Annotated in this window: 21 protein-coding genes; 10 read left to right on the plus strand and 11 right to left on the minus strand. The window is 59.2% G+C overall.

The genetic code is table 11. The features are described 5' to 3' along the window. Positions 1–71 precede the first annotated feature (71 nt). From MTP43_RS13165 to MTP43_RS13175, 3 genes are all read left to right on the plus strand, one after another. Positions 72–1022 (plus strand): ROK family glucokinase, encoded by a 951-nt coding sequence (locus tag MTP43_RS13165; RefSeq protein ID WP_242993146.1) that lies wholly within the window; start codon positions 72–74, stop codon positions 1020–1022. Then, positions 1015–1329, plus strand: a complete 315-nt coding sequence (locus MTP43_RS13170) for a hypothetical protein (protein WP_144038697.1) — start codon at positions 1015–1017, stop codon at positions 1327–1329. The genes MTP43_RS13165 and MTP43_RS13170 overlap by 8 nt, the downstream gene beginning before the upstream one ends. A gap of 106 nt (positions 1330–1435) precedes the next feature. Beyond that, positions 1436–3388, plus strand: coding sequence for a bifunctional metallophosphatase/5'-nucleotidase (locus MTP43_RS13175; protein ID WP_249234895.1), 1953 nt, complete (start codon positions 1436–1438; stop codon positions 3386–3388). Between the two features lie 52 nt (positions 3389–3440). On the opposite strand, the gene MTP43_RS13180 is transcribed toward MTP43_RS13175, so the two are convergent. Next, on the minus strand, positions 3441–4094 hold the full coding sequence (locus MTP43_RS13180) for an HAD family hydrolase (RefSeq protein WP_005925398.1): 654 nt from the start codon (positions 4092–4094) through the stop codon (positions 3441–3443). A gap of 252 nt (positions 4095–4346) precedes the next feature. On the opposite strand from MTP43_RS13180, the gene MTP43_RS13185 reads away from it, so the two are divergent. From MTP43_RS13185 to MTP43_RS13200, 4 genes are all read left to right on the plus strand, one after another. Beyond that, complete coding sequence (locus MTP43_RS13185) at positions 4347–5426, plus strand: branched-chain amino acid aminotransferase (RefSeq protein WP_005925392.1); 1080 nt, start codon at positions 4347–4349, stop codon at positions 5424–5426. 171 nt (positions 5427–5597) lie between these two features. Beyond that, positions 5598–6368, plus strand: coding sequence for an alpha/beta hydrolase (locus MTP43_RS13190; protein ID WP_005925390.1), 771 nt, complete (start codon positions 5598–5600; stop codon positions 6366–6368). A 47-nt stretch (positions 6369–6415) separates the two neighbouring features. After that, positions 6416–7174, plus strand: a complete 759-nt coding sequence (locus tag MTP43_RS13195; protein WP_005925387.1) for an esterase family protein — start codon at positions 6416–6418, stop codon at positions 7172–7174. A gap of 128 nt (positions 7175–7302) precedes the next feature. Beyond that, positions 7303–8574, plus strand: a complete 1272-nt coding sequence (locus tag MTP43_RS13200; protein ID WP_113621556.1) for an ATP-grasp domain-containing protein — start codon at positions 7303–7305, stop codon at positions 8572–8574. 55 nt (positions 8575–8629) lie between these two features. Here MTP43_RS13200 and MTP43_RS13205 read toward each other — a convergent pair whose 3' ends face one another. After that, on the minus strand, positions 8630–9997 hold the full coding sequence (locus tag MTP43_RS13205; protein ID WP_113621557.1) for an MATE family efflux transporter: 1368 nt from the start codon (positions 9995–9997) through the stop codon (positions 8630–8632). Between the two features lie 39 nt (positions 9998–10036). Beyond that, the gene (locus MTP43_RS13210) at positions 10037–10390 is read right to left on the minus strand and encodes a hypothetical protein (protein WP_181969075.1); all 354 of its coding nucleotides are present in this window, start codon (positions 10388–10390) and stop codon (positions 10037–10039) included. On the opposite strand from MTP43_RS13210, the gene MTP43_RS13215 reads away from it, so the two are divergent. The 3 genes from MTP43_RS13215 to MTP43_RS13225 all read left to right on the plus strand — a co-directional run bounded on the left by MTP43_RS13215 (position 10380) and on the right by MTP43_RS13225 (position 12237). Next, a complete protein-coding gene (locus MTP43_RS13215) occupies positions 10380–11015 on the plus strand; it encodes a phosphoribosyltransferase (RefSeq protein ID WP_113621559.1) in 636 nt (211 codons plus the stop codon). The genes MTP43_RS13210 and MTP43_RS13215 overlap by 11 nt on opposite strands. 114 nt (positions 11016–11129) lie before the next feature. After that, entirely contained in the window at positions 11130–11960 is an 831-nt protein-coding gene (locus MTP43_RS13220) for an MYG1 family protein (RefSeq protein ID WP_005925370.1), read from the plus strand. Continuing rightward, positions 11944–12237, plus strand: coding sequence for a GIY-YIG nuclease family protein (locus MTP43_RS13225; protein ID WP_113621560.1), 294 nt, complete (start codon positions 11944–11946; stop codon positions 12235–12237). Before MTP43_RS13220 ends, MTP43_RS13225 begins: the two co-directional genes overlap by 17 nt. A 212-nt stretch (positions 12238–12449) precedes the next feature. Here MTP43_RS13225 and MTP43_RS13230 read toward each other — a convergent pair whose 3' ends face one another. The 8 genes from MTP43_RS13230 to argH form a co-directional block, all read right to left on the minus strand. Then, a complete protein-coding gene (locus MTP43_RS13230; RefSeq protein ID WP_113621561.1) occupies positions 12450–12686 on the minus strand; it encodes a hypothetical protein in 237 nt (78 codons plus the stop codon). Positions 12687–13113: 427 nt separating this feature from the next. Further along, the gene (locus MTP43_RS13235) at positions 13114–18369 is read right to left on the minus strand and encodes an InlB B-repeat-containing protein (RefSeq protein ID WP_249234896.1); all 5256 of its coding nucleotides are present in this window, start codon (positions 18367–18369) and stop codon (positions 13114–13116) included. A 415-nt stretch (positions 18370–18784) separates the two neighbouring features. Further along, the gene (gene argF / locus MTP43_RS13240; protein WP_117528276.1) at positions 18785–19699 is read right to left on the minus strand and encodes an ornithine carbamoyltransferase; all 915 of its coding nucleotides are present in this window, start codon (positions 19697–19699) and stop codon (positions 18785–18787) included. Next, on the minus strand, positions 19696–20898 hold the full coding sequence (locus tag MTP43_RS13245) for an aspartate aminotransferase family protein (RefSeq protein ID WP_117528278.1): 1203 nt from the start codon (positions 20896–20898) through the stop codon (positions 19696–19698). The genes argF and MTP43_RS13245 overlap by 4 nt, the downstream gene beginning before the upstream one ends. A gap of 99 nt (positions 20899–20997) precedes the next feature. Further along, a complete protein-coding gene (gene argB, locus MTP43_RS13250; protein WP_005925352.1) occupies positions 20998–21852 on the minus strand; it encodes an acetylglutamate kinase in 855 nt (284 codons plus the stop codon). A gap of 16 nt (positions 21853–21868) precedes the next feature. Beyond that, a complete protein-coding gene (gene argJ, locus MTP43_RS13255; protein ID WP_097783320.1) occupies positions 21869–23098 on the minus strand; it encodes a bifunctional glutamate N-acetyltransferase/amino-acid acetyltransferase ArgJ in 1230 nt (409 codons plus the stop codon). Between the two features lie 187 nt (positions 23099–23285). After that, the gene (gene argC, locus MTP43_RS13260) at positions 23286–24227 is read right to left on the minus strand and encodes an N-acetyl-gamma-glutamyl-phosphate reductase (RefSeq protein WP_113621567.1); all 942 of its coding nucleotides are present in this window, start codon (positions 24225–24227) and stop codon (positions 23286–23288) included. Further along, positions 24224–25624, minus strand: coding sequence for an argininosuccinate lyase (gene argH, locus MTP43_RS13265; RefSeq protein WP_097783318.1), 1401 nt, complete (start codon positions 25622–25624; stop codon positions 24224–24226). The genes argC and argH overlap by 4 nt, the downstream gene beginning before the upstream one ends. Between the last annotated feature and the right edge of the window lie 122 nt (positions 25625–25746).

The raw sequence follows: 25746 nt of genomic DNA on the forward strand, positions 1-25746 counted from the left end.
GCGGAAAAATATGGTATACTATAAAATACTGATAAAAAATGCGGCGCATCCGCATCAAAGGGGTAAATGACATGAAGGAATACGCATTTGGCATTGATCTGGGCGGCACTACTGCCAAGGTCGGCCTGTTCACCACCAGCGGCAAGCTGCTGGAAAAGTGGGAGGTAAGCACCGATACTTCCAATAACGGCGCTCACATTCTGGAAAATCTGGCTGCTGCCGTGCAGCAGAAGATGCAGGAAAAGGGTCTGTCCGCAGACGAGGTCGAGGGTGTCGGTCTGGGCGTGCCCGGCCCGGTGCTGGATTCCAGCATCGTGCCCATTGTGTGTGCAAACCTTGGCGGCTGGGGCAACCGCAACGTCTCCATTGAGCTCAGCGAGCTGCTGGGCGGCATCCGGGTGCTGGTGGGCAACGACGCCAACGTGGCTGCTCTGGGCGAGATCTGGATGGGCACGGCACAGGGCTGCCGCAGCGCCGTCATGGTCACGCTGGGCACCGGCGTGGGCGGCGGCGTCATCGTGAACGGCAAGGTCATCGACGGCGCTCACGGTGCCGGCGGCGAGATCGGCCACATCACCGTCAACCCCCACGAGACCGCCGTCTGCGGCTGCGGCAAGCGCGGCTGTCTGGAGCAGTATTCCAGCGCCACCGGCGTTGTGCGCTGCATGAAGAAGCTGCTGGACGCAAACCCGGACACCGCCTGCACCCTGCGCGGCAAGGACTTTGAAGCCAAGGACGTGTTCGACGCCGCCCGCGCCGGGGATGCACTGGCTGCCCGCGAGGTGGACGAGATGGCTTCCACGCTGGGCATGGCACTGGCAAACATTGCCGCCACCACCGACCCCGAAATGTTCATGATCGGCGGCGGCGTGGCCCGCGCCGGAGAAGTCCTGTTCACCCCGCTGGTGCGCCACTATAAGGAGTACGCCTTCCAGTCCTGCAAGGAGACCCCCATCAAGGCCGCCAGCCTTGGCAATGACGCCGGCATCTACGGTGCCGTGCGCCTGATCGTGGGTGCCTGATCAGGGAATACCGATTGCTTTCAAACCAGCCAAGCCTGCGGGCTTGGCTGGTTTTGTTTTTGCGGGATATCCCTCCCGTGAAAATAGCGTTTGGAGCGCTCCGCAGAGCGCGACAAACGCAAAATTTAAAATATTTTTTCCGCTGAACATGGCCAGAGCGCAAGCGGAGGCCATTCAAAATCGTCCTGCGCCAGAGGGAGTTCATCCGCAGGCGGCTGAGGAGGTACTGCGTCTTTTTTATAAAAAGCGTTGCATATCGGCGCAAAAAGGCAACTGCCGTCTTGTTTATTTTGTGCATTTATGCTAAAATAGCGTGCAGATAGTTTATTTTTATAGAGTGGTATTACTTTTTCCGATGCTGTAAAAATTCGGCTGAGCCGAAAAAATAAGGACGCAACAAAGGAGAACACGCCATGAAAAAGCTTTTCGCCATGACGGTGGCCGTGCTGCTGCTGTTTTCGGTGCTGCTGGGCATTCCCGCCGCCTATGGGCAGGCACCGGAGACGGGCAAAACGCTGGACATCCTGTTCAGCCACGACACCCACTCCCACCTGAATACCTTTACCACCGTGGTGGAGGATGAGGAGACGGACATTGGCGGCTTTGCCCGCGCCAACACCCTCATCAAGGCGCAGCGCGCCAAAGACCCGGACACCCTTGTGATCGATGGCGGTGACTTTTCCATGGGCACCCTGATCCAGACGGTGTTTGAAACGCAGGCCGCAGAGCTGCGGATGCTGGGCTACATGGGTTACGATGTGACCACCTTCGGCAACCACGAGTTCGATTACCGCTCCAAGGGGCTTGCCAATATGCTTACCAGCGCCCGCACCTCCGGCGATGCCGTCCCGTCCATCGTGGTCTGCAATGTGGACTGGGATGCCATGGAGGTCGCCGGCCTCACCGAGGGACAGCAGCTGCTCAAAGACGCCTTTGCCGCCTACGGCGTGCAGGACTACACCGTGTTGCAAAAGGGCGATGTGCGCATTGCCGTGGTAGGCGTTTTCGGCAAGGACGCCCTCTCCTGCGCACCCACCTGCGAGCTAAAATTCAAGGACCCGGTACAGGCGGTCAAAGCCACCGTGGCAGAGATCAAGGCAAATGAAGATGCGGACATGATCGTCTGCGTTTCCCACAGCGGCACATGGGACGACCCCAAAAAATCTGAGGACGAGCTGCTGGCCAAGGGTGTGCCTGACCTTGACCTCATCCTGAGCGGCCACACCCACAGCCGCATCCAGGAGCCCATCCGGCACGGGGACACCTATGTGGTCTCCTGCGGCGAGTACGGCAAAAATCTGGGCAGCCTTTCCATGGCACAGAAAGCGGACGGCCGCTGGCAGGTGACCGATTACCAGCTGATTCCCATCACTGCCGATATCCCCGCTGATGCGGAAACGCAAGAGGTCATCGACCGCTTTATGGACACGGTGGACGAGGACTATCTGGCGCAGTTCGGCTACACCAAAGATCAGGTGCTGGCAGAAAACGATGTTGTTTTCTCCAGCCTGAAAGATCTGGGCAAGGTGCACACCGAGCACAATCTGGGCGATATCATCGCGGACGCCTATGTGTACGCGGTGGAGAATGCCGCCGACTATGACGGCGTGCCGGTAGATCTGGCGGTGGTGCCCAGCGGCACCGTGCGCGACACCTACGCCCGGGGCGATATCACAGTGGAGCAGGTGTTCAACTCCTTCTCGCTGGGCATCGGCGCGGACGGCGTGCCGGGTTATCCCCTCATCGAAGTCTACCTCACCGGCAAGGAACTGCGCACCGCCGCCGAGATCGACGCTTCCGTGTCGGATTTCATGACCACCGCGCGGCTGTATTGCAGCGGCCTGAACTTTACCTACAACCCCCACCGTCTGCTGCTGAACAAGGTGACAGACGTCTATCTGGTCAAGGACGGGCAGCGCGTGGAGCTGCAGGACGACAAGCTGTACCGCATTGTGGCAGACCTTTACAGCGGGCAGATGCTGAGCGCCGTGACGGATATGTCCTACGGCATTTTGTCCATCGTGCCGAAATACGCCGACGGCACTCCCATCGAAGATTTTGAGGACGTGATCCTGACCGAAAACGGCAGGGAGCTGAAGGGCTGGGACGCCATTGCGCGGTACATGGCCTCGTTCGAGGACACCGACGGCGACGGCATCGGCAACGTGCCGGACTATTACAGCACCCTGCACGACCGCAAAAAGGTAGAGGACAGCCGCAGCCTTTCCGCGCTGCTGAAAAAGCCCAACCGCTTTGCCTTTATCCTTCTCGGTCTGATCCTCACCGTCATTCTGCTGGTGGTGTGCCTTGTGCTGCTGCTCCGCAAACTGGTGCGCAAGCTCCGCCGCAGAAAAAAAGCACGTTAAAATAGCACAATGCCGGACAGCCTGCGGGCTGTCCGGCATTGTATTTTCACAATCAGAATCTCCCCTTCTGCAAGCCTTCCAGCACCTCGTACAGGTCGCAGCACTCGGCGGTGTACAGACGGCGCATCTCGTCGTTGGCGGGTGCCATGTCCGGCACCATCACGGTGACAAAACCGCCGGCGGCACCGGCGCGCACGCCGTTGTAGCTGTCCTCCAGCACAAGGGTGCGGTCACGCGCAGTGCCCAGCGCCTCCGCTGCCCGCAGAAAAATTTCCGGGTTGGGCTTGGAGGCCGAGAACTGCTCGCCGGAGACGATCACCTTAAAATAGTGGGTCAGACCCCAGCCGTCCAAATGGTGCCGGATAGACGCCATCCGGCTGGAGGAGGCCACTGCCATAGGGATGTGCTGCGCATCCAGCCATGTCAGAATTTCGTCCAGTCCGGGCTTTTTGGGCGGCGGTGCCTGAAACGCCTTTTCCGCCTGTGCGTGCAGCGCCTCGATGATGGCGTCCGTGTCGCAGTTTTCCCCGTAGAAGCGGCGCAGCACCGCCCGCATGGTGTCCCCTGCCGTGCCGCGGGCGGCAACGTCCAGCCCTTCCTTATAAGAAAGCCCAAGGGTGGCAAGTGCAGGCTCCCACAGGGTAGCCCAGACCCGCTCGGTGTCAAACATCAGGCCGTCCATATCAAAAATAACGCTGTCGATCATGGCAGTATGCTCCTTCCGTAGAAAAGCGGGGCTGTGCCCCGCAAAAGTGCTCTGTGCCCCTATTGTACCATAGATTTGGCAGTTTGCACACCATTGTGCTCACAATCTGGTGCAACTTTACCGGTGGAAAGATGAAACATTTTTTGATTCCTTGCAAAACCGGCAGGGAATATTATAATAGAAACCAACATTTGTGTCATAAAGCGCCGGAAATCGTGCGCACGCGCATAAAAGGAAAGAGGGAAACTCACTATGTTGGATATCAAGATCACCCGCACGGCTACGCCCAAGGCAAAGCCCACCGATGAGACGAAGCTTGGCTTCGGCAAAAAGTTCTCCGACCACATGTTCGTCATGGATTACACCGAGGGTGAGGGCTGGCATGATGCCCGCATCGTCCCCTACGGCCCCTTTGAGCTGGACCCCGCTACCGTGGTGTTCCACTACGCACAGGAGATCTTTGAGGGCATGAAGGCCTACCGCACTGCCGACGACACCGTGCAGCTGTTCCGCCCGGACTGCAACGCCAAGCGTTTTCAGGATTCTGCCGACCGTCTGTGCATCCCCAAGATCCCGGTAGAGGACTACATTCAGGCCGTCGAGGCTCTGGTGGACGTGGACCGCGACTGGGTACCCCACACCGATGGCGCTTCTCTGTACATCCGTCCCTTCATCTTTGCCAATGATGTGGGTCTGGGCGTGCACGCTTCCAAGCACTATATCTTCTGCATCATCTGCGCTCCCTCCGGTGCTTACTACGCCGAGGGCATCAACCCCGTGCGCATCTATGTGGAAGATGAGTATATCCGCGCCGCCCCGGGTCTGACCGGCTTTACCAAGTGCGGCGGCAACTACGCCGCTTCCATCAAGGCCGGTGAGCTGGCCGAGGAGCAGGGCTACGCACAGGTGCTGTGGCTGGACGGCGTGGAAAAGAAGTACGTTGAAGAAGTTGGTAGCATGAACATCATGTTTAAGATCGACGGCAAGGTGTACACCGCCGCTACCGTGGGCACCGTGCTGCCCGGCGTCACCCGCCGCAGCTGCATCGAACTGCTGAAGGACTGGGGCTACGAGGTCGTTGAGGGCAAGATCGCCATTGCCGACATCATGGCTGCTGCCCGCGAAGGCAAGCTGGAAGAGGTGTTCGGCACCGGTACTGCCGCTGTCGTCTCCCCTGTCAAGGAGCTGGTCTGGAAGGGCGAGCACGCCTTCATCGGCGACGGCAAGATCGGCCCTGTCACCCAGAAGCTGTACGACACCATGACCGGTATGCAGTGGGGCAAGCTGCCCGATACCAAGGGCTGGATCGTGCCTGTGGAAAAGAAATATTGAGCCGCCTGTCACCCTACGGCTTTTAAAGGGACTGCTGCATACCGTCTGGGGCAGCAGTCCCTTTGCTCTATAATCATTGCAATTCCCGCCGCATGGTGCTACACTACCTATAAAGGGCGTGGGCTTGCCGCCTGTGCCCCTTGCAGGAAGATTTGAGAGGAAAGAAGCACCATGATCAAAAAATGGAGCATGAGTTACCCGGCGGTCAACGGCACCGAACAGCGCCGGGCGTATGTCTATCTGCCCACCATGTACGAGGCACAGCCGGAGCGCCGGTTTTCCGTGCTGTATATGTTCGATGGGCAGAACGTGTTTTTCAACGAAGATGCCACCTACGGCAAAAGCTGGGGCGTGGCGGATTATCTGGACTATACCGACACCCCGCTGATCGTGGCGGCCATCGAGTGCAACGCCGGGGCGAACAACGAGCGTCTGGTGGAGTATTCCCCCTACCGCTTCGATGACCCCACCTACGGCCACTTTGACGGCAAGGGACAGGCCACCATGAGCTGGTTCATCCACCGGTTCAAGCCTTTGATCGACCAAAATTTCCGCACCCTGCCGGACAGGGCACATACCTTTATCGGCGGCAGCAGCATGGGCGGGCTGATGAGCCTGTACGCCCTGCTGCAATATAACGATACTTACAGCCGCGCCGCAGCGCTGTCGCCCTCTATCTGGGTGGCACCGGATAAGCTTTCCGGCCTTGTGGGGCGCGCAAAGCTTACCCCCGGCACGGTGCTGTACATGGATTACGGCTCCCGGGAGATGGGCAACCACGATGGCATCCGCCGGGAATTCTCCAACTTGAGCGGCAAGCTGATGACCCGGGGCATCCACCTGACCAGCCGCATCGTGCCCGGCGGCACCCACTGCGAGGCCAGCTGGGAAAAGCAGCTGCCCTTCGTGTTCCACACCCTGCTGTATGAGGTGGAGGAATAAAAGAAGGGGTGCCCCAATACCATAACCACACCAAAGGAGGAAACACCATGGAGATGCAGTATTTCAAGGAGTACAGCCCGGAACTGGGACGGGATATGGAGTGCAAGCTTTACGGCCACGCAGGCCGCCCGATGCTGTATATTCCCTGTCAGGACGGCCGATTCTTCGATTTTGAAAACTTCCACATGACCGATGCCCTTGCCCCGTGGATCGAGTCCGGGCAGATCATGGTGCTTTCCATCGACACCATGGATCAGGAAACCTGGTCGGACGCACAGGGCAATCCCTACTGGCGCATCCGCCGCTATGAGCAGTGGCTGCGCTACATCACCCGCGAGGCCGCTCCGATGCTTCAGCATCTGGCGCAGCAGCGCAACGGCTGGAGCGACCTGCCCGGTGTCATCGCCTTCGGCTGCAGTCTGGGTGCCACCCACGCGGTAAACCTGTATCTGCGCCGCCCGGATATCTTCTGCGGCTGTCTGGCACTCAGCGGCATCTACACTGCTCACTACGGCTTTGGCGACTATATGGACGAGCTGGTGTACATGAACTCCCCCGTGGACTACATGAAGAACTTCCCGGAGGATCACCCCTATATGCAGCTGTTCCGCAGCCAGAAAGCTGTCATCTGCTGCGGTCAGGGCGACTGGGAACAGCCGGACACCACATGGCTGCTCAAGCGCATCTTTGAGGCAAAGCATATCCCCATCTGGGTAGACCTGTGGGGTCACGATGTCAACCACGACTGGAACTGGTGGTATAAGCAGGTGGCGTACTATATGCCCTACGTTCTGGGCCAGCAGTGACCCATCCTGTGAAAATGGCACAACGGCGCGTCCATGGACGCGCCGTTGTTTCCCAATATTAAAATCTGTCCCGCCCTGCAGGGGCATTGCAATCATAGAGGCAACGGAAAGAGGAATCAACAAATACTATGCAGAACTTTATTTTTATCTCCCCCAACTTCCCCACGAACTACTGGCAGTTCTGCCGGGAGCTGAAAAACAACGGCCTGAACGTGCTGGGCATCGGCGACCAGCCCTACGAGGAGCTGAAGCCGGAGCTGAAGGCAAGCCTGAACGAGTACTACAAGGTGAACAGTCTGGAAAACTACGACGAGGTATACCGCGCCGTGGCCTTTTTCGCCTTCAAGTATGGTCGCATCGATTGGCTGGAGTCCAACAATGAATACTGGCTGGAACGGGATGCCGCCCTGCGCACCGATTTCCACATCACCAGCGGCTTCCAGACCTCTGATATGCCCCGCATCAAGTACAAGAGCAAGATGAAGGAGTACTATCAGAAGGCCGGTATCGCCACCGCCCGCTACCACATGGTGGATGACCTTGCGGGCTGCAAGGCCTTTGTGGCGCAGGTGGGCTACCCGGTGGTAGTCAAGCCGGACAACGGCGTGGGCGCTTCGGATACCCACCGCCTTTCCACCGACAAGGAACTGGAAGAATTTCTGGCTTACAAGGAGAAAGAGCACCCGGATGTGGCTTACATCATGGAGGAGTTCGTCCGCGCCGAGGTGAACAGCTACGATGCCATCATCGATGCCCACGGCAACCCCATCTTTGAGGCGGGCAACGTGAGCCCCGTGTCCATCATGGACATCGTGAACAACGATGACAACTCCATCTACTACATCATCAAGGATCTGCCGGAGGACACCCGCGCTGCGGGCCGTGCCGCCGTCAAGAGCTTTGGAGTGAAGAGCCGCTTTGTCCACTTCGAGTTCTTCCGCATGACCGAGAATCAGTCCAGCATGGGCAAAAAGGGTCAAATCGTGGCGCTGGAAGTCAACATGCGTCCCTGCGGCGGCTTTACCCCGGACATGATCGACTTTGCCCGCTCCACCAACGTGTACAAGATCTGGGCGGACATGATCGCTTTCGGCGGCACCGATATGCCGGTGGGTGAGCACTACTACTGCGCCTTTGCCGGCCGCCGGGATGGCAAGAGCTTCGTTTACAGCCACGAGCAGCTGATGCAGAAGTATCAGGACAACATGCGCATGGTGGACCGCATCCCCGAGGCACTGTCCGGTGCCATGGGCAACCAGATGTATGTGGCCACCTTCTCCACCCGTGACGAGATGGAAAAGTTTTATTCCGATGTGCTGGCCGTCACCGACGCCACCAACGCCAAGGTGCAGGCCGAGCTGACGAAGGTGCTGGCTCTTGGTGAGCCGGAGGCCGTTTAAAGCCAAAAATTCAAGCCCGGAAAGTCTGCGGACTTTCCGGGCTTGTTCTATTTCATTACACCTTCGCAGCGCCCCGTTCCAGAATACCGTTGAAGCGGGAGAAGAAGGTGATGGTGGTAATGGTGGCTGCCAGAATATCGCTGACCGGCTCTGCCAGAAAAACACCGAATACCGGGTCCGGCAGCAGGTGCGGCAGGATGAAGATGAGCGGGATCAGCAAAATGATCTTGCGCAGACAGGCCAGCAGCAAGCTGACCTTGGCCTGACCCAGCGCCATAAAGCTCTGCTGGCAGGCGATCTGGAAGCCCATGGCAAAGATACCGGCCATGTAGATGCGCATGGACCATGTGGTGTAGTCGATCAGCGCCGTATCCGAGGTGAAGATGCCCGCCACAGCCCCCGGCGCCAGCATCATGAGCAGCCAGAACAGACAGGTGTAGCAGCTGCACAGCAGCAGCTGGAAGCGGAACGCCTCCTTGACGCGGGACTTTTTGCCCGCGCCGAAATTGAAGCTCATCACCGGCTGACCGCCCTGACAGATGCCCTGAATGGGCAGGGTGCACAGCTGGGAAGCGCTGGTGATGACGGTCATGGCACCCACAGCCACGTCGCCGCCGTACCGCGCCAGACTGGAGCTGAAGCTGATGGACAGCAGGCTCTCAGTGGACATCATCACAAAGGTGGAGACGCCCAGCGCCATCACCGGCAGAATGACCTTCTTTTCCGGGCGCATATAGTCCTTGCGCAGGCGCAGGATGGTCTTTTTGCCGGTGAGGAAGTGCAGGATCCACACCGCGCCCACAGCCTGACTGAGCACGGTGGCAATGGCAGCGCCCCGCACGCCCAGACCCAGACCAAAGATCAAGATGGGGTCGAGAATAATGTTGATGACCGCACCGATGACGGTGGTAAGCATACTGGTCTTGGCAAAGCCCTGCGTGGTGATGAAGGGGTTCATGCCCAGCACCAGCAGCACAAACACCGAGCCCAGAATGTAGATGCGGCTGTACGCCAGCGCATAGGGCAAGGTGGCGTCACTGGCACCAAAGAGCCGCAGCAGGGTGGGTGCCCCGGCGTAGAACACCACGGTCAGCACCACCGAGAAGAGCAGCAGCATGGTAAAACTGTTGGAGATGATCTTCTCTGCCTGCTCCTTGTCGCCCTGTCCCAGCGCAATGGCGGTGCGGGGTGCGCCGCCCGCGCCCACCAGCATGGCGAATGCGTTCAGCAGCATAAGGATGGGGGTGAACAGTCCCACGCCGGTCAGCGCTGCCGCGCCGATGCCGGCAATATGTCCGATGTAAATGCGGTCCACGATGTTATACAGCAGGTTGACCACCTGTGCAACGACCGCCGGGATCATGAGCTGCAGCATCAGCTTTTTTACGCTGCCAGAGCCCATATCCTGTTTTGCCTGTGCCATGGAAGTGATTCTCCTTTTACTTCAAATTTGAACTATCCATTATATTATACTCAAAACCCGCAAAAATACCAGTCCCTTTTTGCAAAATTTTCCGTGCTGCGCAAAAAAGCGTGTTTCTCCCCTGCCGCCGTACCGGTCTTGCCGCTGCGTACCCTTTGCGGTGCAGCATTCCGGGCGGCAGCGGCCTTTGCATCCAAGTTTTCGGCGATATGTCTGTAAAAAAGCAAGGTTTTTCGTCAGGTTTGTGTCTTGTGCACAGCGGCATTTTTCAGTACAATAAAGAGGCAGAGAAGAAAAATAAGCGCTGCGACCGGAACGGGTTGCCGCGCTGTTTTGTATTTTGCGGCGCAGCTGCGCCCGGTGAAAAAAGGAGTGCTGTACAATGATCAACATGGTCAAGCTTCCCACCAGCAAAAGCGAACTGTTCCTGCGGGTGGCCAAGGGACATTTTGCCACCAGCCACAGCCACATCAACTATTACATCGACGTGACCACCCAAAAGACCCGCCTTTCCGAGGCAAAAGCCGTGGCAAAGGAGCTGGTCAGCGCTTACCAGCACAACACCATCGTGGATACCGTGCTCTGCTTGGACGGCACACAGGTCATTGGCACCTGCCTTGCCAACGAGCTGACCAAGGACGGCTTTACCAATATGAACGCCCACAAGACCATCTACATCGTCACCCCGGAATACACCTCCGGCAGCCAGATCATTCTGCGGGATAATCTTGCTCCCATGGTCAAGGGCAAGCACGTCCTCATTCTGGCGGCATCCATCACCACCGGCTACACCATTCAGGCAGCCGTGGAAGCCGTGAACTACTACGGCGGCATCGTGGCCGGGCTTTCGGCGATTTTCGCCACCACCCACGAGTGCCTCGGCTACCCGGTCACCTCCATCTTCGACCCCACCAGTCTGCCGGATTACGCCAGCTTCGACTCCCGCGACTGCCCCCTGTGCAAGGCCGGGCAGCACATTGACGCGCTGGTAAACAGCTTCGGCTACTCGGCGCTGTAAATAGAACCAATCTGGAGCTGCCGCACCCGTACGGCAGCTCCTTTTTGTTGTCCCACGGGCGGGATTGTGCTATACTGATACCAGACGAAACTAGGAGAACGAGGTATCAAATCCATGAAAATTCCCGCAAACGGTTTTACCCACGCCGGCAAGTTCCATGCCGATGACGTGTTTGCTACGGCGCTATTGCAAATTCTGCGCCCGGATATCAAGATCACCCGCGGCTTTACCGTGCCTGACGATTTTGACGGCATCGTGTACGATATCGGCTTTGGGATGTTCGACCACCATCAGGAGCCCCGGGAGTACCGTGCCAATGGCGTGCCCTACGCGGCCTTTGGCCTGCTGTGGCGGGTGCTTGGCCCCGGTCTTGTGGGCGAGCGGCAGGCGCGGCTCATTGACGAAAACTTCATCCAGCCGCTGGACCTGAACGACAACACCGGCGAGCAGAACAGCCTGTGCGATGCCATCGGCTTTTTCAACCCGGTGTGGGACTCCAAGGAGGATCAGGACAGCTGCTTTTTCAAGGCGGTGGCCGTGGCAAAGCAGATCCTGGAGAACCAGATCGACAGCGCCAACGCCGTGAACCGCGCGGACGAAAAGGTGCAGCAGGCCTACCGCAACTCCCGCGACGGCATCGTGGTGCTGCCCTGCTATCTGCCGTGGAAAAACGGTCTGTACAAGACCGATGCCCTGTTTGTGGTGTACCCCAGCCAGCGCGGCGGGTGGAGCGCCCAGTGCGTCACCGACCACAAGACCAAAAAGTCCAAGCTGCCCTTCCCGCAGTCTTGGGCGGGGCAGCCGCAGGAGGTCATCGAGCAGAAAAGCGGCATCCCGGGCATCAGCTTCTGCCACGCCAGCCGCTTCCTCATCACCGCCAAGGACAAGGAGACCGCCCTTGCCGCCTGCCGTCAGGTGCTGAAAAACAATGGACGCCTTGCCTGACGTCGCCTACGTCTACATGGTGCGCTGCACCGGCGGGCAGCTGTACACCGGTTGGACGAACCACCCCGCCGCCCGGCTGAAAGCGCACCAGAGCGGCAAGGGCGCGCGCTACACCCGCGCCCACGGCGCGGTAGGCTTTGCCTATATAGAGCGCTGCGCGGACAAACGCACCGCCCTGCGCCGGGAAGTCGCCCTGAAAAAGCTTTCCAAGGCGGAAAAAGAGGTACTGTGCGCCGCATGGCAGGCCGCCGGGTGTCCCGGGGTGGAGAACGATTGAAAATGCCCTCTGCGGGGAAAGTTTCTGCCTGCCGGGGGATGTTCTCTTTTGACCCCGATGAAGTGGGCACCACCGGTTTGAAACCCTCTCAGGCGCTCCCGCGCAGCGACGACTGAGAGGGTTCGTTCCCCCAAAAGCAGCAAGGCCGTCCGGCATTCGCCGGACGGCCTTGCTGCACTTATTGGAAAGGATCGATCGGGAGATGGCAATTGTTATTTCGCCAGACCCAGCTTTTTCAGCCGGTTCCATGCGCGGATGACCTGTACCTTGGTCACACGCTTGCCGGGCATAAAGGCGCCCTCGCCCATGTCGGGCAGCAGCCCGGCCTCCACAGCCCAGCGGGCTGCCTTGGCGGTGTCGGGCGGGGCGCTCTGGGCAAGGGCGGGCAGCGGCATTGCGGTCAGTGCCATGCTCAGCGCCAGAACCATGCTGATGAGCCGTTTTTGCATAAGATTCTCTCCTTCTCAAGCGCCCTCCAAGCCGGGCGCTTTTGTTGTACCCAGTGTACCACGTTTTGCCCGCTTTGGACGGTTTTGGGCACGAATCGCCCCGCAAATGCGCTGAAACGACCCGGTGCACCACACGCACCCGCAAAAAACAGAAAACCGCCCGGTTTGCGGTTACCGGACGGTTTTCTGCTCTATAGGAATTACGGGAATGGCATATTGAACAGAGCACTGCTCTGTGCCTGTAGTATACCACGAACGGCGGCAAAAATGGAGCAATTCTGCGTGAATGGCCCCTGAAATGCATCGAATCGCCCTGAAAAACCCCAAAAAAGCCCTTGCGCACCCTTTTGGGACGCAAAAAAGGGACTGCCGCACAGCGCTGTGCAGCAGTCCCTGCGGGGTTATAAGGGGTTAAGGGGCAGCGGTTTTAGCCGCGCTGCTGGTAAGTCTTCCAAGTGCGGATCACTTCCATGCGGCCTACGCGGCTGCCGGGCTTGAAGCTGCCGTCCTGTGCGGACATCAGGCCGGTATCCACGACCCAGCGGATAGCCTGCAGCTCTGCGGCATCTGCTGCCACATCGTTGAACAGTGCAGTGCTCTGGGTAGCGGGCTTGCCTGCGGCGGTCCACAGTGCAACTGCCAGCTGCTGGCGGTTAGCGGGGATGGCCATACCCTCGGGCAGGACGCTCTTCAGGTAGGCCGTGGTGCCTGCGATATAGGCACCCACGCCAATGGCTGCGCCGCCCACAGCGGCTACTGCCACAATGGCTGCACCGCCGCCGTCACTGTCACCGCCGGGTGCGGGGGTGGGGTCGGGGTTCGGCTTAGGATCAGGAGTGGGATCCGGATCGGGAGTAGCAGGAACTTCAAACACAGCAGTCAGTTCCACATCATGGTCGGGCATGGTGAAGTATATCTCGTGTGCGGTGCGCTGCTCCTCGGTCAGCTCCAGACCGGTGCAGTTCCAGTTCTTGAACACTCTGGTCTCGGTGTCCTCGTCTGCGGTGGCCTTGAGCTCTGTACCCATGGGCACAGCCTTCAGGTCGGCAACAGCGCTGCCATCCTTCAGGGTAATCTTTGCATAGGAGACAATAAGCTTATAGGTCTCGGGCGCGGGATCGGGCTTAGTAGGAGTAACGAACTCCGCCACCAGATTCACATCATGGTCGGGCATGGTGAAGTACACCACGCGTGCGGTGCGCTGCTCCTCGGTCAGCTCCAGACCGGTGCAGCTCCAGCTCTTGAACACGCTGGTCTCGGTGTCCTCGTCTGCGGTGGCCTTGAGCTCTGTACCCACGGGCACAGCCATCAGGTCGGCAACAGCGCTGCCGTCCTTCAGGGTGACCTTTGCATAGGAAACAATAAGCTTATAGTTCTCGGGCGCGGGATCGGGCTTAGTAGGAGTAACGAACTCCGCCACCAGATTCACATCATGGTCGGGCATGGTGAAGTACACCACGCGTGCGGTGCGCTGCTCCTCGGTCAACTCCAGACCGGTGCAGTTCCAGTTCTTGAACACGCTGGTCTCGGTGTCCTCGTCTGCGGTGGCAACGAGCTCTGTGCCCACAGGCACAGCCGTCAGGTCGGCAACAGCGCCGCCGTCCTTCAAAGTGACCTTTGCATCGGTGACCTCGAGTTTATTCGTAGGAGTAACGAACTCCGCCTTCAGGTTCACATCATGGTCGGGCATGGTGAAGTATATCTCGCGTGCGGTGCGCTGCTCCTCGGTCAGCTCCAGACCGGTGCAGTTCCAGTTCTTGAACACGCTGGTCTCGGTGTCCTCGTCTGCGGTGGCCTTGAGCTCTGTGCCCACAGGCACAGCCGTCAGGTCGGCAACAGCGCCGCCGTCCTTCAGGGTGACCTTTGCATCGGTGACCTCGAGTTTATTCGTAGGAGTAACGAACTCCGCCACCAGATTCACATCATGGTCGGGCATGGTGAAGTACACCACGCGTGCGGTGCTCTGCTCCTCGGTCAGCTCCAGACCGGTGCAGCTCCAGCTCTTGAACACGCTGGTCTCGGTGTCCTCGTATGCGATAGCCTTGAGCTCTGTGCCCACAGGCACAGCCGTCAGGTCGGCAACAGCGCCGCCGTCCTTCAGGGTGACCTTTGCATCGGTGACCTCGAGTTTATTCGTAGGAGTAACGAACTCCGCCTTCAGGTTCACATCATGGTCGGGCATGGTGAAGTACACCACGCGTGCGGTGCTCTGCTCCTCGGTCAGCTCCAGACCGGTGCAGTTCCAGCTCTTGAACACGCTGGTCTCGGTGTCCTCGTCTGCGGTAGCCTTGAGTTCTGTACCCACGGACACAGCTGTCAGGTCGGCAACAGCGCTGCCATCCTTCAGGGTGACCTGTGCATCGGTGACATCGAGTTTATAGGTCTTGGGAGCGTTCTCGGTGTACTGTGCTTTCAGTGTGACGTTATTTGCGGGCATCGTGAAGGAGATGGTCGCCTTGGTGGTGTCCACGTCAGTGGGCAGACCGGTCACTTTCCAACCGGTGAAGGTGTAACCGTCCTTCTCGTCTGCGGTGAAGCTGAGCTTCTCACCTGCAACGTGCTCGGTAGACTTGTCGTCCACGGTCAGGGTGTACTTCGACTCAGACACAGTATAGGTGTCCACTTCGTACTGGTTGCCAACGTAGTGGTCACTAGAATCCACCACGATGTCAACGCTGTAAGTGCCTGCCTTGGTGGGCTTCGTCACAGACGGGAACGAGCCATCCTCCGGGACATACCGGATAGAATACAGCGGTGCATCGTCAAAATACATCGGGCCTTTATAGGTTGCAGTTTGGGTCTTGGGGTCATACTCAAAGTCGTCGAGCTTCGGTTGATATCTGCGTACCACCTCGCCGATATCAAGCGAGCCTTCTGTGTACTTGTCGCCCTCTTGCGCTACGATGCGCTGCTTGTAGAGGCCGTACATGTCCGCTCCCGCCGGGTAGGTTTCAAACACCTCGTTGTCGTAGGTGCGCACATAGACGAGGCTCAATTTGCCCACGCCATCCTTGCTGCTTTTAACGGTCTGATGTTCGATCGTCCCGGAAACGGTAAAGTCGCTCTTGCTCAGGGAAGAGAAGGGCAGCTTTCCGGTGGTGGCCATGTTCACCACAATAGGCTCACCGTCATTCTTGGCGGTCAGGGTCAGGGTCTTGCCATCTGCGGAAAGCTGTGCGCCGTTGTAAGCGCTGACATCCTCGCCGTTGATGTTCGTGACTGCATTGCTGAAGCGGATCTCTGCCTTGACATTACCGATAAGGTAAACCGCGTCTGTTGCTGCGGCATAGTCGTTGAGGCGTTCCACAGTGCCGTCCGTCATCATCAGCTTGCTCTGCTGCTGACCGGCGGCAAGGAATCTGCTTTCAATATAGCCGCAGCTCACCGTATTGGAAATAGCAGCCTTGCTGTCGCTGTCCGTTTTCAGGCTGCCAAGGATCACGGCATTCTGGATGACCGTTTTCTCCGTGGCATAGCTCGGCAGCTGGACATCGTGGAACACACCGCCGGTGACCTCGCTGTTCTGGTTCAGCTGGACCTCAGCGATGAATGAGCCGCCAGTGATCTTGCCATAAGCGCGGACGACATCCTGGAAAGTGCCGCCTGCGATGGTGCTGTTTTCATCCATGTAGACATCCTTCTGGAAGGTGCCGTCCTGAATGATGGTGTTCTCCGCACCAACAGAGCCCTCTGCCACGATGCCGGTGACAGTCACATTTGCAAAAGTGATCTGCTCCACGGCAATGGCCTTATGGTAGGGGTTGATGGTATCCGAAGAAAGATCCACCGGGTTGCCGTCCGGGGTGGTGATGTAAAGCGCCGCGCGTGTCCTTCCGTTCTCTTCCATGGTGGCGTACTTCCAGCCCAGGCCCTCATAGAGGTTAGCCGTCATGCCCTCGCCGCTCATCGGCACACCGGTCACACCGGTCAGGTCGGGCAGACCCTTTTCGGTAATGCGCAGGGGCTTGAGGTCGCTTGGATCGGTGGACTTATTCACAAAGATCTTTGCGCCGTCATTCTTGCCGGTAATGCGCAGCACCTTGCCGTCGGCAGAGGTGTTGGCGTTGTAGTTTTCGACCGGTGCATCGTTGATGCTCAGTACATCGGTGTTCAGGGTAAGTTCTGCGCTGCCTGCGCCCACCAGATAGATGGTATTGGTGGAAAGAGGCAGAGTTCTGCCGTTCATCGCAGTCACACCGCCGTTACGCACCACCAGTGTGCTGAGCTGCTGTCCTGCGGGCAGCAGCTTCTGGATGCCGTCAGGCAGTTCGCCCAGAACCGTATCCGAAATGGTGTAGGTGTTATTGCCATAGGTATTGAAATTGCAGCTCTGGATCACCGCATTGGCAATAGAGCAAGAGCCATTGCAGAACAGGGAATCAAAGGTGCCGCCGGTGATCTCGACCGCACTGTTCCCATTGATCGAGTTGATGCCCGCGCTGACATTGTGGAAGGTGCCGCCGCTGATCTTACCGCTGGTGATCGTCAGTCGGCCGTTTTCGCCAAACTCACCGCCGGTAATATTAGCATTGGTGATCTCGACATAGCAGTTGATAGGCACATCGCTCAGCGCGCTGAAGTCGAAGTTTGCACCGCCCTGATTCAGGATCTGCAAAGTGCTTTCATTGCTGCTGTCGTTGGGGTAGCAGTTATAACCCCAGCCGTTGCCCATGTAAACACGGTGCAGCTTTGCGTCCGTGTCCAGACTGTCCACATAGGTCACGTCGGTCAGATCGGGCTGACCCTCATTGTTAAAGCGCAGTTCTGTGGCGCCAAGTGCCATAGGAACCAGCTTCATGGGTGCGCCGTTCTGCGCCGGGATCATGTTAAAGCTGGCGGAAAGCGTTTTTCCGTCTGCGCTGATGGAGATCGTGGCAATCGTAGAGTCAAAGTATGTGAAGGCGTAATTTTGGGTACCGGCGGGCAGTGCCATGACACTGCCGCCGGTAGAGGCTACCGCCCATACATCGCAGCCGGTGTCGCTTTCCACTACCAGTTCCAGATCGTTCCCGTTACCGGAATAGTTATACTTCTTGATGATATAGATTTTTGTTTCCTTTTGTCCGTTCAGGGTGCAGTTCTCCGGCAGCAGCAGCTGGTGTGCCTGCTGCTGCGTGTCGGCGCTCAGACCGGAGATATCGCGGAAAAAGCCGCCCCGGACATTGCCGCCGTTCTCGGTCAGCTTATCGTAGGTACCACCGTCAATGGTGCCCAAATTCAGTTGCACATCGGCGTAGCTGCCGCCCAGAACGCGGACGCCGTACATATTGTCGGCTTCTATCAAAAGTGTGCCGGTGACAGTGCCATCCAGCAGATAAACCGTGTGACTATTAGCATTCTTGACGGTCACATTGCAGCTGACCGTGCCGTCCAGAATGTACTCGGTATCTTCACTGCCGGTACCGGTGATGGTCAGCCCGGTAGTTTCGTCATAACTCCAGCCGGTACCGGACGCTGCCTTGGGCAGACCGTTCGTGCCGACCTCGATCTTGACCACCTGATTATTTGTTTCAGAGTTCTTACCAACAGCCTCATGCTCTTCTTCGGAGCTGTAAGTAATGCTGTTGGTTTCTTCCGCCGCTGCGGAAGAAAACCCTGCCCCTGCATCTGCAAATGCGGATACAGGAAGGATGGAGAGCACCATACTGAGTGCCAGTATCATGCTCACGATGCGTTTTTTCATGATATCCTCTCCTTTGTCGGTTGATTTGTCCGGCTATACCCCCAAACGGCACAGCCGGAACGGACAAAAATGCCAAGTTGAGTATAGCACCAAAATTCAAGGAAATAAAGCGCTTTTGCGGGCAGCACCTGCCAAAAAATGGCGCAAAATTATGGGCAAAATCACGATACGGGGGGGGGGTATGCTTTTCTCCCATAAAAAAGCAGTTCCGAAACGCCCGCAGGCGTTTCGGAACTGCAAATAAAAAATACTCTTTCCGCTATTGATGCCCAAAGTGCAACGACGACGACCGCCGCCAGCGGCGGAAACAGGGAGGAGTTGTTGGGGCAGCGGCCAGCAAGACGCGAGTGCCGCCCAAGGCACGATGCGGATGCTGGGTGCCGCAACCCGATAGCGGCGGGCATTCAAAAGCGTTTTACTTGCCCGCCAGCAGCACCGCCAGCACGGCTTTCTGGACGTGGAGACGGTTCTCTGCCTCGTCAAAGATCTCGTCCGCGTGCTGCTCGAACAGGGCGGTGGAGATCTCCTCGCCCCGGTGGGCGGGCAGACAGTGCAGCACCAGCGCGTCCGGCTTGGCGTTTTCCAGCAGACGGCCGGTGAGCTGGAAGCCCACAAAATCCCGCAGACGCTGCTCGCTCTCGGCGGTGCCGGGGGCGGTGGTGTTCCACGCGGCGGTGGCCACGATGTCCGCATCCCGCACGCCCTCGGCAGGGTCGGTGGTCAGGTGGAAGGCATTGCCGTATTTGTGGGCAAATATCAGCACATCCGCTGCCGGGCGGTAGCCCGGAGGACAGACGCAGGATACCTGCATCCCCGCCAAAAGGCCGCCCACGATCAAACTGTTTGCCATGTTGCTGCCGTCGCCCACAAAGCAGAGCTTCAGCCCTGCCAGCGTGCCCCGGCGCTCCCGGATGGTCATCAGGTCAGCCAGCACCTGACAGGGGTGTGCGTAGTCGGTCAGGCCGTTGATCACCGGAATGCCGGAAAGCTCGGCCAGCTCCTCCAAGTCCCGCTGGCGGTAGGTGCGCCAGACGGCGCAGTCGTAGTAGCGCCCCAGCACCCGGGCGGTGTCCCGCAAAGGCTCGCCCCGCCCGGCCTGCAGCTCGGCGGTGTTCATATAGTTGCCAAGACCACCCATCTGGTACACGCCCACCTCAAAGCTGGTGCGGGTGCGGGTGGACGCTTTGGAAAACAGGAGCGCCACGCTTTTGCCCGCCAGCAGCGGGGCGGTGCGGCCCGCCTTGCAGTCCGCTTTCAGCTGGTCTGCCACATCCAGAATGTGGGTCAGCTCGGCGGGGGAAAGGTCGCTCATTTTCAGCAGATTTTTCATGCCTGCTCCTTCGGAGCCGTCGGCTCCATCGTGCCCAGCACCTCGGCCAGCACCTCCAGCGCCATGTCTACTTCGTGCTCGGAGACGGTCAGCGGCGGCAGCAGACGCAGCCGGGTCTTTGCGGTAAGCACCAGCAGGCCCTTTTCGCGGCAGGCAGCCAGCACATCCGCAGCCTGCACATCAAAGAATTCGATACCCACCATCAGGCCGATGCCGGAAATGTTCTTGACGTGGGGCAGCTTTGCCAGGCCGGTGCGCAGCTGTACGGCGCGCTCGCTGACCTGCGCAAGGAAGCTCTGGTCCAGACGGTCCACCACCACGTTGGCACCGGCGCAGACCACCGGGTTGCCGCCAAAGGTAGAGCCGTGGGTGCCGGGGCCCATGCCCTCGGCTACTTTTTCATTCATCAGCACCGCGCCGATGGGCAAGCCGCCGCCCAGTCCCTTGGCAAGGGTGACGATGTCCGGCTTGAGGTTATAGTGCTCGCAGCACAGGAAGGTGCCGGTACGGCCTACGCCGGTCTGCACCTCGTCCACGATGAGCACAAGGTCTTTTTCGTCGCACAAAGCGCGCACGGCCTGTACATAGTCCGGGTCCAGCGCCATCACGCCGCCCTCACCCTGAATCAGTTCCATCATCACGGCGCAGGTGTGGCGGTCCACCAGTTCCCGCAGCGCTTCGATATCCCCCGCCGGGACGTACTGGAAGCCTTCGTTGAAGGGGCCGAAGTAGTTGTGGAACACCTCCTGCCCGGTGGCGGTCAGAGTGGCAAGGGTGCGGCCATGGAAGCTGTTGACCATCGTGATGACGTTGTAGCGGTCCTTGCCGTAATGGTCTACGCTGTACTTGCGGGCGGCCTTGATAGCGCCCTCGTTGGCTTCAGCACCGGAGTTGCCGAAGAAAACCTTGCTCATGCCGGTGCGCTTGCACAGCTTTTTGGCAAGCTTGCCGCAGGGTGCAGTGTAGTACAGGTTAGAGGTGTGCTGCAATTTGTGTGCCTGCTGGGACACAGCCTCTGCCCATGCAAGGTCGCAGTAGCCAAGGCTGTTCACCCCGATGCCGCTGGTGAAGTCCAGATACTTCTGTCCCTCCGGGCCCTCGGCGTACAGCCCGTGGCCTTTTTCCAGCACGATGGGATTGCGGTTATAGGTGTGCAGGACGTACTCGTTGTCCCGCTTGATGACTTTTTCAGAATCCATAGGTGTACCTCCTGTGAATAGAAGTTCCGCGCATGCGCTGCTCCCCCGGAGGGAGCGTTTTTTCTATTATAATACTGCTTTTTCGCTTGCGCAATCTTTTTATTCGCGGTGGCTGCGGCGGTAAAAGCGGGTACCGGAGCCGCGGTCGGAGAACAGTTCCAGCAGGATGGAGTGCGGCACACGGCCATCAATGATGACTGCTTCGTGCACGCCCTGATAGATAGCATCTGCCATGCCGCCGATCTTGGGGATCATGCCGCCTGCAATGATGCCGGCGGACTTGTAGCCCTCGATCTCGGTCACCTCTACCTCGGGGATGAGGGTGGTCTCGTCCTCCTTATCCCGCAGCAGACCCGCGATATCGGTCATGGACACCAGCTTTTCGGCCTTGAGGGCAATGGCGATCTGGGCCGCAGCGGTGTCCGCGTTGATGTTGTACGCCTGCCCGAGGTCGTCCATGCCCACGGTGGCGATCACCGGGATAAAGCCGCCGTCCAGCAGGCTTTCGATCAGGGTCGCATCCACATGGACGATCTCGCCCACATGACCCAGCTGCGGGTCCAGCTCGGTGCAGCGGAGCATCTGTCCGTCCATGCCGCACAGACCCACGCCGCGCCCGCGCAGCTTTGCCACAAGGTCCTTGTTTACCTTACCGGCCAGCACCTGCTGCACGATCTCCATGGTGGCATCGTCCGTCACCCGCAGACCGTTTGCAAAGTGGCTTTCCACGCCCACCTTCTTGAGCATCTCGTTGATGGCGGGGCCGCCGCCGTGCACCAGCACTACCCGCACGCCCAGCAGCGTCAGGGTGACAAGGTCGTTCATCACGGCGTTTTTCAGCGTCTCGTTGATCATGGCGTTGCCGCCGTACTTGATGACCATGGTTCTGCCATGGTACTTTTGGATATAAGGGGTGGCCTCCGAAAAAAGCCGCGCCATTTCTTCGTTTTTCATCTGTTCCGCGCTCCTGTCAGGTTCTGTAATCGCCGTTGATCTTCACATAGTCGTAGGTCAGGTCACAGCCCCATGCCTTGGCGCTTGCCTCGCCGGTGCCCATATCCACCTTGACCAGAATATCGTGCTCTGCCAGCACCTTGGCGGCTTCATCCTCGCTGTACGGGTGGTAGGCGGCGTTCTCGCACACATACACCTCGCCCGCCTTGCTGGAAAGCCAGACGCAGACCTTATCAATGGAGAAATCGCCGGGGGTGTAGCCGATGGCGCACAGGATGCGTCCCCAGTTGGCATCGCGGCCAAAGACCGCCGCCTTGAACAGGTTGGAGCAGACCACACTGCGGCTGACGGCGCGGGCGGTTTTCAGGTCGGGTGCGTGGGTCACTTCGCAGGTGATCAGGTGGGTAGCACCTTCGCCGTCTCCGGCGTGCTCGGCGCACATGTGCTCTGCAATGGCGGTCAGCGCTGCCACAAAAGCGGCGTAATCAGCGTTTTCCTCGCAGATCTCCGGGTTGCCCGCCAGACCGGACGCCATAATAATAAGGGTATCGTTGGTGGAGGTGTCCAGATCCACGCTCATCTGGTTATAGGTGCCGGGCACTACCGTCTTGAGCGCCTTTTCCAGCAGCGCGGGCGAGACGGCGGCGTCCGTGGTGTAGAATGCCAGCATGGTAGCCATATTGGGGGCGATCATGCCGCTGCCCTTGCCGATGGCACCCACGGTGCACACCTTGCCGCCCAGCTCGAACTGGATGGCGTACTCCTTTTTATGGGTGTCGGTGGTCATGATGGCGGTGGCAGCGTCCGTGCTGCCCTGCGCGGTGGCAGCCAGCTTTTCCGCTGCCGCCGGGATGCCCCGGGCAAAGGGGTCGATGACCATGGGCTGACCGATGACGCCGGTGGAGGCGGGCAGAACGTCCTTTTCGTCCATGTTCAGCGCCTTGCCTACCAGTGCACAGCACTCCTCTGCCAGCGCCACGCCGTTGGCGGCGCAGGTGTTGGCGTTGCCGCTGTTTACCACAATGGCCTGTGCATAGCCATCGGCCAGATGGGCGCGGTCCACCTTGATGGGCGCACCGCAGACCTTGTTGGTGGTGTACACGCCCGCAGCAGCGCAGCGCACCTCGGCCTTGATGAGCGCCAGATCGTATTTTTCGCTGTGATTTGCCCGGATGCCGCAATGGACACCGGCGGCGGCAAAGCCCTTGGGCGCGCAGATGCCGCCCGCAACTTCCTTATACTGCATTTTACTTCCCCCATCGTTCAGCATACGCCCTCATCAGTCACCTTCGGTGACAGCTTCCCCCGGCCGGGGGAAGCCTTTTACTTCTGCCGGGTACGCTGATTCTTTTTCATCAGCACCCTCTTATAAAGCCTTCCCCCAGACGGGGGAAGGTGTCATTGCGCCAGCAATGACGGATGAGGGTGTATTGTTATTCCAAGCCCTTCGTCTCTTCCAGACCCAGCATCAGGTTCATGCACTGGACAGCGGCACCGGAGGAGCCCTTGCCCAGATTATCAAACAGCGAGACCAGCATCATTTGATCTCCCGCGGCGTTCACGGTCAGGTACAGTTCCATGCGGTCGGTGCCCGCCATGGCGTTGGAGTACAGACCGTTTTCCGGCAGCGGCTCGTTCAGGCCGTGCACTTTGACGGTGGCGGCGTCCTTGTAGTAATCCGCAAGGGCGGCAGCCACGGCCTCGGCGGTAGTGCCCGCAAGAGTAAGATCCAGCGGCACCAGCACCTGCATGCCGCAGTAGTAGTCGCACACCACCGGCACGAACATCGGCGTGTGCGCAAGGCCGCTAATCTTCTGCATCTCCGGCAGGTGCTTGTGGCCAAGGCTCAGGCCGTAGCTCTTAGGCGCATCCAGCTTGCTGTGCGCCGGGCGGTCGGGGCTTTCGTAGTCCGCGATCATCTTTTTGCCGCCGCCGGAGTAGCCGGAGATGCCGGTGCAGCTGAAGGGGTAGCTTTGCGGCACCAGCCCCAGCTCCACCAGCGGGCGGGCAATGCTGATAAAGCCGCTGGCATAGCAGCCGGGCACTGCCACGCGGTAAGAGTTCTGAATTTTTGCCTTCTGCCCCTTCAGTTCCGGGAAGCCGTAGTCCCATGCGGCATCGGTGCGGAAGGCGGTGGAGGTGTCCAACACCTTCACGTCCGGGCGCAGCAGGGGCATGACTTCTTTAGAAGCTGCATCCGGCAGGCAGAGGAAGGCAAGGTCGGCAGAATTGATGACCTTTGCCCGCTCGTGCACGTCCTTGCGCCCTTCGGCAGAGATGGACAGCAGTTCGATCTCCGGCCGTTCGGCCAGACGGTCGGCAATGCGCAGGCCGGTGGTACCGGAAGAGCCATCAATAAATACCTTTACCTTCATGCGTTTTCCTCCTCCCATGCGTCCAGCCGTGCCGTTGCCAGCGCGATCTGCTTTTCTACGCTGGCGGCGCTGGGGCCGCCGTAGCTGGTGCGTCCCTCGCAGCAGTGCACAAGGTCGATGGCATCATAGATATCGGCCCCGAACAGCGGGCTGTAGGTCTGGAACTGGGTCAGGGTCAGCTCTTCCAGCGTTTTGTCGGCGGCAATGCAGTCCGACACCATGCAGCCGGTCAGCTTGTAGGCATCCCGGAAGGGCATTCCCTTCTTGGTCAGGTAGTCGGCGCAGTCGGTGGCGTTGATAAAGCCCTTTGCGGCGGCGCGGCGCATATTGGCGGGCAGAGTCTTCATGGTGTCCAGCATGGGGGTGATGGTCTTGAGGCAGAGTTCCAAGGTGTCCACTGCATCAAAGATGGCTTCCTTGTCCTCCTGCATATCCTTGTTGTAGGCCAGCGGCAGACCCTTCATCATCACCAGCAGGGTGTTCAGGTCGCCGTACACCCGGCCGGTCTTGCCGCGGATCAGCTCCGTGACATCCGGGTTCTTCTTCTGGGGCATAATAGACGAGCCGGTGGTAAAGGCATCGTCCAGCTCAATGAACTTGAACTCCCAGCTGCACCACAGGATGATTTCCTCCGAAAGACGGGACAGGTGCATCATGCAGATGGAGATGGCGCTTGCCAGCTCGATGCAGAAATCACGGTCGGACACGCCGTCCAGACTGTTGGCGCAGGGGGCGGCGAAGCCCAGCTTTTCGGCGGTGAAATCCCTGTCCAGCGGGTAGGTGGTGCCTGCCAGAGCGCCAGAGCCCAGCGGGCACTGGCTGTCCATGCGGGCGGTGGCGTCCGCAAAGCGGTCGAGGTCGCGCAGCAGCATGGAAGCATAGGCCATCAGCGCGTGTCCAAAGGTAATGGGCTGGGCGCGCTGCAGGTGGGTGTAGCCGGGCATGACGGAGGCGGTGTTCTCCGCTGCCTTTTTGCACAGCACCCGCACCAACTCCACGATGTAAGCCTGCAAAGTCTTGCTGTAATCCCGCAAAGTCAGGCGGATATCCAGCGCCACCTGATCGTTGCGGCTGCGGCCGGTGTGCAGCCGCTTGCCCGCATCCCCGATACGGGCGGTCAGGGTCTGCTCCACAAAGGTGTGCACGTCCTCGGCGGCGGGATCAATGGTCAGCGCACCGCTGGACAGGTCGTCCGCGATGGAAGCCAGCCCGCTGAGGATATCCGCACAGTCCTGCTCCGAGATGATGCCCTGCCGTGCCAGCATGGCGGCATGGACGCCGCTGCCGCGCATATCCTGCGCGATCATCCGCTGGTCGAAGCGGATGGAGGAGTTGAAGTCGTTGACGCGGCTGTCCACCGCCTTGGAAAACCGACCCTTCCAGAGTTGTTCTGCCATAATATAAACTCCTTATAAAAACGGCAAAGCCGCCGCAGGGGAAAACGCTCCTGCGGCGGTGCCGCCGGCAACGATGCCGGTGTGAGAACCCGCGTGTGAAAGTGTGAAAACACACGCAGTCG

Origin of the sequence: Faecalibacterium sp. IP-1-18, assembly GCF_023347355.1 — a bacterium.
Lineage (GTDB): Bacteria > Bacillota > Clostridia > Oscillospirales > Ruminococcaceae > Faecalibacterium > Faecalibacterium prausnitzii.